Here is a 5528-nt window from a genome sequence, read left to right as displayed (position 1 = left end):
GTCAATCTCGGCCGACTATATTTGGCTAATATTTTCCGACGCTAACACCAATGAGTCTACGGCGCTTATGGAGCCGGCATAACTGTCAGCATCAAGGCGCGATCTGTTGTCAATAACTTTGGATAAACTCACCACGCATGTTCCTGCAGGACTTTCTGCCTCACAAGCAATACCGACCTCCTTCTCCAGCAGCTTAAACGCCTCGTCCCGCAGCCTCCATGCTTCACCGCGCAGGCGTACTGCCTCGGTGGCTTTGTCGCCGATGGCTTTGCGCGTGGCCGCATCGGGCATGATGACCGGAAACCCGTTGGCGTGGGCCACCTCGATATGCTTGATCATGTGGCCGTACTGGGCCGCCCGCGCGATCTGTTTGAAGAAGTCCGTCTTCATGTACGCGTAGAGCCAGCCGTACTCGGCCTGGTCCTTCGGCTCGATACGCAGCAGGTCGTGCGTGATGACCTTGTTCACGTGATGTGGGTACACGGCGGTAACGTTGCCTACCACGCCCGAGCACGAAAGTAGCAGCCAATCCTGCTTGACGTATCTAGAATCAGCCTGGGGCACGAAGGGCGCTGCGAGCCACTTTCTCACACGGGGGAAGTCCTCGAACACCTGGCCGGCGGTAAAGAAGGGCAACCCCTTGCCTTCCGGCACGGTGTACCCCGTCAGTCTGTTCGGCTGCCAGATGTCGGCAAGGTCGCCAAGCCTCTTATGGTTGTCGCACTGGTTGGCGAGGCTCACGAAGCCATACCCGTCGCGCAGGTAGGTCGAGGCTTCGAGCCGCACGTCGCCGCCCAGCACGGTGGAAAGCCGGATGCTCTTCACCAAAGGTGCGTTCGTCATTGGTCGCGCCTCCATTCAAGGAAGGCATCGGCTATTGCCATCGTCTCGTCATCCACCACACGCTCCGTTGAAGTGTGACCGCTCTCCTCCTCGGATCCCACCTTGCCTGTCACCGCGGTGGTCTGCTCCCGCACGATTGGGTAGCCGTCGTCGTCGCGCACGTAGGTGGTCTGTCCGCGCTTGTCGTGCCCCACGTGGTCGCAGATGGCCATGAACATCTTGTAATCCTGGAAGGTGCCGTCCTTGCAGTACGCCTCTTCCTCGCTGTCCCAGCGCCGCAGCACAAGGACAGATGTCTGCACGCCCACGTTGGGCTGGAAGGCGTCCGGGTGCATGTCCACCGAGCCCAGGATCTGTGCATGGCGCAAAATCCACTGGCGCACGTAGCCCAGACCCGGATTGCCCAGGATGCCATTGGGAATGACGAGCGCTGCTACGCCCACGCCGGGCTCAAGCAGGCGCACGCATCGCTCGATGAAGAGGATCTCGGGCGGCTGGGATGAGAAGAGCTTAGGTTCCATCCTCCACTCGGCATCCTCCTCGGACCACGACCAGGTGTGTCCAAGGTCGAAGAATTCCAGAATCGCTGGGTCTTCGATGGGAATCTTGGAGCCAAAAGGCGGGTTGGTCATAATCGCCGTAACGCCGTGCCCCGGCTGCAGTGCCTTATTTGCCGCGACGTCGGCGGCGTCCAGGCGCAGCGCCTTCTGCAGCTTGGGCTCAAAGCCCGAGAACGGCTCGAGCGAGTTTGCGTGGAACAGCTGCCCTGTACCGTCGTTGTTCATGACCATGTTCATCTTGGAAGCGCGTACCAAGATGGGATCAAAATCGATGCCCACGATGTGCTTGGACAGGAACTCGCGTTTGCGCGCGATCAGCGCCTCTTGCTTGGCGGTCTTGCTGCGTCCGCTCGCGTCGACGGAGTTGCCGATTTTCTCGAGCACATAGTTCATGGCCGTGACCAAAAACCCGCAGGTGCCCATGGCGGGGTCGAGGATGACGTCGTTTTCGGATGGGTCGACCATCCGCACCATCATGTGACACATGTTGCGTGGTGTGAAGAATTGACCTTTGTCGCCGCGCAGGTTGGAACCCACGATTGTCTCGTACGCGTGGCCCTTAACGTCCACGTCGCTCTCGAGCAGGGAATACATTTGCAGCTGCGCCACGATGTAGGCAAGCACGTCGTCGGTTAGCGCGATGTGCTCATCGGCCTTGAAGATTGTCTCGTACGACTGCTTGACGCTTCCAAAAAGTGCCTCGATGCGCTTGCGGCACTTCTTCTTACCCGCGGCGCCCTGGCGTTCGGTCGGCGTGATGTAGAACGTCGGCGTCTCGGAGTCGCGCTCGTCCTGAATTTTGCAGAATATGATTTTGAGCAGTTCAAGAAATGCCTCGGCCTTTTGGATGCCTTGGTTTCCGGCGATGTAGTTGTGGCAGCGGCGGAACGAGTACAGCAGTGAGTCGCTGGCGGCGGGGCGCAGTTGGTCGAAGCGCGGCGCGTCGTCGGGTACCTCGCCGCCGGCATGCGGCAGGTCGGGCACAGCTTCGGGGCCGCGCTTGCCAGCATCGTCCACCACGTAACGGAAGGTGAGCAGCTCGTCGCCGTTGGTCCACATGCCGTAGGTAGAATTCATGCAGGCAGACGCATAGGAATGCATCTGGTCCACGCCGTCTTTTTTGCCCTTTGCCTTGGTCTTGGGGTCTTTACACTCGACGATGATGTAGATGTTCTCTTGGGTGTGCGCTTTTCCCGGCTCCCAGATGGCGACGTCGACCGCTTTTCGGTTGCTGCCGAACTTGATCGACTCCTCGACCCCGATTTGCTCCTTCTTGTAACCGTACTCACGCACGAGGGACTTTAGGATTTCCTGGCGCACTCGCTCCTCGGGGGTGTCCCTGCGCTGCGTCACACCGTCGATGAAGTCCAGTATGGTCTCCGGCTGGATGATCGAAGCCTTGCTCACTTGCGACATTACGATTCCGTCCTTCCAACCTTGGTGCTGCTGCCAACGTGCGCGGGGCCGTCCGATGCGCCGCCCATCTCGCGGCTAATCAAATCTTTAAGAAACCCCTGTTTGTTCTCCTGCGCAGAGAGGAATGACCAGATCTCCTCTTCGGCGGGATAGAACCGCAGACAGAACTGCTGGGTCTTGTCGTGCTTGTACTTACGATCGGCCCGCTTTTGAGCTTCTGACGGCATGACACCTCCCAAGGACATGGCTTAGTCATAATAGGAATTATTATAGGTCTATACCTAGATATAGACAAGCGAAATATCGCGAATCAGCAGGTAAAGGATGATTTTTAATTAAAGAAAAAGAAGCCAACAACCGTAAAAACGGCCTCTAAGACGTTGAACGTTTTTACGGTTGAGGAAGGTGGAACTTGAGAAATGGTCCGCCATGAGCGCTCCCTGCCGCTCATGCATGGAGTGGCAGGGAGCTATTTCTGTTGTATGAGACTGTCGTCTCTCAAGGTTGCAATGCCCGATTGGGTGTCGACTTCAGTTGGATCAACCATATGCGCTGTTGCCTGACGCTGTGCGATGCTAGGCGACGAAGGATGTGTCCTATCACGACTGGCAGTCAGGCACATTCTGGGCTAGTTGCGCACTTGGCTTGGAATGTACTTGTTTGGCAGAATCGAAATCGCGAGCCATATCACTCGACTATGTGCCACTCAGCAGCCGAAGTGCTTCCAGCGTTGGTGATGCGACCAGCTTTCCGTAGGCTTTGGAGCAGATAGCTTACATGGTCGCCTTTTTGCTTTGCCGTAAGGTCTGCCGGCAAGGCATGATCCAGCCCTGCGATAATCTCTGCTCTTGAACATGGGCGCACGCGCAGGAGTTCCAAAATCAGTTCCTTGAAGACACTGTTGTCTACGCCTTTGTTTCGCACATACTCGCTGTGGGCACCGGTGGCCGCTGCCACCTCGGCTGAGACCGTCAGCTTGGGGTAACGACCTCTAACAAGGCCCTGTTCGTGAAGCAGGCGTGACTGTTCCTTTGTGACGGGTAGTCCCTTTTGAACGAGGTCTAACAGCAACACTGTCGCCAAATCAAGATTTCGATTGCTTGCGAGAAGTCGAGAATAGTCCTCGTTGAGTACCGTACCGTACAGTGTCACGGCAACGCGTCCAACCTCAGATAGATCGTAGGTGGGCATTGGTAGCAGGCGGTTACGCTGAATATCGAAGACGTTGCGAATGCCTATGGCGTTGCGGTCCATCATGCCCGTCTTGTTCATGGCACTTGAAAGCAGAGGGTTACGATAGTACGGCGGCTTGTAACCGCTCGCGAGCGCATTCTCTATCGTCCCGGGGATAAAAGCGCCCTCGTTCTTGAATACAAGCCTGTCCTCATATTCAAGAACGTTAATTTTTCCCGACATTCTAAAATCTTGGTGAGCTATGGCGTTGTGAAGAAGCTCTCGGATGACTTCGGGGCTGTAGCGATGCGCTTCGGTGGGGAACAGTGTCTCTTCACGGTCGAAGAACCGGTATTTTTCGTTTCTTATCTTTCCCAGAACACGATCGACCTGCAGAATGAACGGCGGTTCAAAATGTTCATAGGCCATAGTGGAGCCGTCACTTGCGTAGAGTGTCCAAGTAATGCGTGGCTCGATGCCACCCAGAAAGACACTCGACTCCGGTTTGCCCAGAAGAACGAGCGCCGCATTGCTCACGTGGCCGTGGATTACAAGCGCCATTTTGCTGAGGATGGATTCTTCATCGAGGTTACGAACGGCGGGCTGGCTTTCTCCGAACTTTTCGACGAATTTGGAGCATGCAAAGCTAACTGCCTCTGGATCAAGGTCATCGAGGTTTGCCTCGTAGGCAATCTGACGCGACCAGTCGGGTCGACTCTGCCCGTAGATGGCGTCGAGTTTGAACTTGGGCATCTCTACGAGGGATTCATTCTCACGTGACCAGGGGATTCCGTGCCAAGTCGTTGGCGTTGCGAAGCTGCCAGCCGGTATCTGGAAAGCAATGACTCTCTTGCCATCAACCTCAAACTCGTAAATCTCTTCGAAAGTCATGCCGTTATTTGTGTATTGGGCGATCTCGTGTTTTAGACGTCGCAGGCCGACGCTTGGCGTTTGGGATTCTTTGCGGTAAGCAGTTCCCTTTATCTGACGGTTGTCTGAAATGCCGAAGAAAAGCCATCCGCACTCTGCCTTGCGCAAATTGGCCTCATTGCTGAGGGCGGAGAAATACTTGCCAATGTCCTCGAAATCATAGTTCTGCTTTGCTGCCTTGTATTCGACGACCTCGGTCTCGACGTCGGCAATGATACGCAGGAGCAGGGCGGGCATCTCATTCGTTTTTCGTATCATGGCACTCCATATAATGTAATTTAATCCGCAACTAATGTAATTATATCTCTCGTTACATTAGTCAGTCGCATATAAGACTGTAGACCAGCTGTGAGCTCATGTATTTCAATACATACAATGTTTGCGCTTTCCATTGACCTTGCAGGGCAGCTGCCAGGGGAAACGGCAAACAGTACGTCTCCTTCTAATGTAATTTTGCATGTAGCTTCGCAGATAGCGAATGAAATTACATTAGTTCACGGAACTATGGCCGCTTGCTGCGGTGACACCGCAGCCCATTTTCTGCCCGCTCCAATTCCAAAGGTTGATTTCCGATCTCAGCCGAACACATTGAGCAAATAGGCCATT

At 55.3% G+C, this 5528-nt stretch carries 4 protein-coding genes; all 4 read right to left on the bottom strand.

The features are described 5' to 3' along the window. Positions 1–15 precede the first annotated feature (15 nt). The 4 genes from DWZ15_RS10160 to DWZ15_RS10145 all read right to left on the bottom strand — a co-directional run bounded on the left by DWZ15_RS10160 (position 16) and on the right by DWZ15_RS10145 (position 5159). Complete coding sequence (locus DWZ15_RS10160) at positions 16–843, bottom strand: hypothetical protein (RefSeq protein WP_118450805.1); 828 nt, start codon at positions 841–843, stop codon at positions 16–18. Then, a complete protein-coding gene (locus DWZ15_RS10155) occupies positions 840–2819 on the bottom strand; it encodes an N-6 DNA methylase (protein ID WP_118450803.1) in 1980 nt (659 codons plus the stop codon). The genes DWZ15_RS10160 and DWZ15_RS10155 overlap by 4 nt, the downstream gene beginning before the upstream one ends. After that, complete coding sequence (locus DWZ15_RS10150) at positions 2819–3046, bottom strand: hypothetical protein (protein ID WP_117735822.1); 228 nt, start codon at positions 3044–3046, stop codon at positions 2819–2821. The genes DWZ15_RS10155 and DWZ15_RS10150 overlap by 1 nt, the downstream gene beginning before the upstream one ends. A gap of 460 nt (positions 3047–3506) precedes the next feature. Continuing rightward, positions 3507–5159 (bottom strand): RNA-binding domain-containing protein, encoded by a 1653-nt coding sequence (locus DWZ15_RS10145; protein WP_233544794.1) that lies wholly within the window; start codon positions 5157–5159, stop codon positions 3507–3509. Between the last annotated feature and the right edge of the window lie 369 nt (positions 5160–5528).

Origin of the sequence: Collinsella sp. AF29-7AC (assembly GCF_003475665.1) — a bacterium.
Classification (GTDB): Bacteria; Actinomycetota; Coriobacteriia; order Coriobacteriales; family Coriobacteriaceae; genus Collinsella.
This window is presented reverse-complemented; position numbering and strand designations above follow the sequence as displayed.